Origin of the sequence: Hydrocoleum sp. CS-953 (genome assembly GCF_002260545.1) — a bacterium.
GTDB lineage: Bacteria > Cyanobacteriota > Cyanobacteriia > Cyanobacteriales > Microcoleaceae > Trichodesmium.
The window spans coordinates 1-2626 of record NZ_LGSU01000282.1 but is presented as its reverse complement, the minus strand read 5'-3'; the positions used below and the strand labels follow the sequence as shown (position 1 = coordinate 2626).

The window sequence follows — 2626 nt, the reverse complement described above, 5'->3', positions numbered from 1 at the left end:
TTTAACTTTTAACTTTTAACTTTTAACTTTTGACTCCTGAGTTAACCTATATTTCGTATATCAAATACTCTATTGCCAAAGTCTGTGGACTTATCCCCTACAGTACAGTTCAAACCTAAAAAATTTTGGTTTTATTTTTGTTAACTAACAATTTTTAGCTCAAGAAATTGTCGAGACTATTAAAAGTACCTGCGTAAGTTATAGTTGGAGTATCATAACCTTTCAGATGTACTTTATACTGCTTGAATACTTGATTAACACTTGCTAGATCGGAAATATATTTATAAGTACCTTCTCCCAAAGCTATATCCATACCAATTTCTTTCGTAGATGATTCTAGACGAAATGCTGCATTAACAGTATCCCCTAAAGCCGTATAATCAGAACGCTCGGTACTACCAGCATTACTTACCATTGCATAACCTGTATTTATTCCAGCTCCCACTCTTAAGGGAAAAGGTAAAGGATAAGTCTTACTTAATTCCTCTGTTACTTCATGTAAATCTCTAAGAGCCTGAAAAATACGGAGCATTTCTGTGCTGTTGAGTCCCTCAGCTCCATGGAACCAGACAGCCATAATAGCATCACNGTACTACCAGCATTACTTACCATTGCATAACCTGTATTTATTCCAGCTCCCACTCTTAAGGGAAAAGGTAAAGGATAAGTCTTACTTAATTCCTCTGTTACTTCATGTAAATCTCTAAGAGCCTGAAAAATACGGAGCATTTCTGTGCTGTTGAGTCCCTCAGCTCCATGGAACCAGACAGCCATAATAGCATCACCAATATACTTATCTACCCAACTCCCATTATTCCTAATAATATCTCCAGCTTGCCTAAACCAACTACCAATTACTTCAGACAATACCCTCTCATCAAGTTTTCTAGTCAGCACTGTAAAATCTCGGATATCCATCACCATCACCGAAATTAACCGACGAACGTGCAAGGTAGCTGTAAACTCTTGAGAATCAATATCTATCGCTGATTCTATATTTATTTCCAGGTCAGGGCAACGAAATTCTAGTTCTGTTTGACCAAATATTAGATCGTCCGCATCTTTTAAAGTAACAGGAATACTAACACGACGGCCATTTACAAAAGAACCATTACGACTACCTAAATCAATCAGATAAAAATCTCCCGTATCCATCTGCTGTATCATAGCATGGTTGCGGGATATCCATTTATCAGTCAGGACAAAAGTATTATCTTTACTTCTACCAATAGTCCAACAATTATTTCCAACTAGAGGTAGGTAGCGATCGCCTGCTTCTGTGCGAAGCACTAGATGAGGAGGTTGCAAAGTCACGACAGTGGCACTCATGGTAACACAAGCTTTAAACTTGTGTGAATTCTGTTTTGGTCAGCACTAATTGATCAGTAATAGACTGATTGACCCTAAAATAGCATAGGTATGACAGTATTATTACCGAGGTATTTTTCTACTGCACCCCCTCTGAAATTTGGTCTTAGGCCACAAGAGCAGCCAATAAGAATAGACTGTCTACTAAAATTGTACTCAATACTGCTGCCCCAAACCCCCACCAGTATAACTTTTTAGACTGCAAAGGTACAATACCAAATAACAACAGAATTGCAACTAAGACAATAATCCAAGTTATCCCCCAAGAAGTAAGCACTTGAGTTAAAGCATCTTGAAATACTTCTAAGGCCATTTCTGGTTCAACTATCATTAACTGTCGCCAATAAGGAATCAGGCCAGTTATGTAGAAATATCCGTCTGTTACTGCTGTACCAAGTAGAGACCCTAAATAAAAACAGTTTCCTAACATTTCTCGATTATTGCTTAAACACNGCAAAGGTACAATACCAAATAACAACAGAATTGCAACTAAGACAATAATCCAAGTTATCCCCCAAGAAGTAAGCACTTGAGTTAAAGCATCTTGAAATACTTCTAAGGCCATTTCTGGTTCAACTATCATTAACTGTCGCCAATAAGGAATCAGGCCAGTTATGTAGAAATATCCGTCTGTTACTGCTGTACCAAGTAGAGACCCTAAATAAAAACAGTTTCCTAACATTTCTCGATTATTGCTTAAACACCATAGTGCCCAAGGTACAAATATCGCTTCAACTGGTAAGTGGAGAAATGGTTCCTGTCGTAGCCAACCCCAATATATCGAACCTGTAAACCAACTCCAAGTAAACCCTAATAATAGATCGCCCCATAAATTAGTTTCTCTCTTTTTGAGCAATTTTAAACTTAGCCATAACCAAAAGCCTGTCATAGCTAAACTTAACCAAGGCAGTTGACGTACCATTGGAGCTTGAAAAAATACTGGTACTGTTACTAGAAATATAGCAGTGCCGAACACAGCCCATTTTTGGCTGATTCTAATTTTTTCTGAAACAAATACCAAAAAATTTTTTTCCATAATAGTAGGTGGAAAAAAGTTATCTATCATAGCAAAAAAAGTATTTTCAAACAAGATATTTTTAATATTTTTTATTTAACTTTATTTTATTTAATATATCATAGGTTTTATCCCCTCCCAGGGCATCTTTATAATATTAACAAGATTTTTATCCCCCCAATGGGGATTTTTTAGGAAGAGTTAAGATATAGATAGGGTTTGTTGAAAAAGTCTTTTTTAAGG

Annotated in this window: 3 protein-coding genes and 1 pseudogene; all 4 read right to left on the bottom strand. The window is 36.5% G+C overall.

What is annotated here, in order from left to right; all coding sequences use genetic code 11:
- Positions 1 to 154: 154 nt before the first annotated feature.
- A complete protein-coding gene (locus AFK68_RS02555) occupies positions 155 to 532 on the bottom strand; it encodes an adenylate/guanylate cyclase domain-containing protein (RefSeq protein ID WP_371357207.1) in 378 nt (125 codons plus the stop codon).
- Positions 533 to 589: 57 nt separating this feature from the next.
- Positions 590 to 1329: adenylate/guanylate cyclase domain-containing protein (locus AFK68_RS02550; protein ID WP_143437447.1), on the bottom strand; the 740-nt coding region annotated here is incomplete at its 3' end.
- Between the two features lie 145 nt (positions 1330 to 1474).
- A pseudogene (locus tag AFK68_RS37975) lies at positions 1475 to 1820 on the bottom strand (DUF3120 domain-containing protein); the annotation flags it as partial.
- A 1-nt stretch (position 1821) separates the two neighbouring features.
- Positions 1822 to 2404: DUF3120 domain-containing protein (locus tag AFK68_RS37970; RefSeq protein WP_256386466.1), on the bottom strand; the 583-nt coding region annotated here is incomplete at its 3' end.
- Positions 2405 to 2626: the final 222 nt, after the last annotated feature.

Coding starts and splice junctions, on each gene's coding strand:
- AFK68_RS02555 (WP_371357207.1), bottom strand. CDS start 532: ATGCTCCGTATTTTTCAGGCTCTTAGAGATTTACATGAAGTAACAGAG.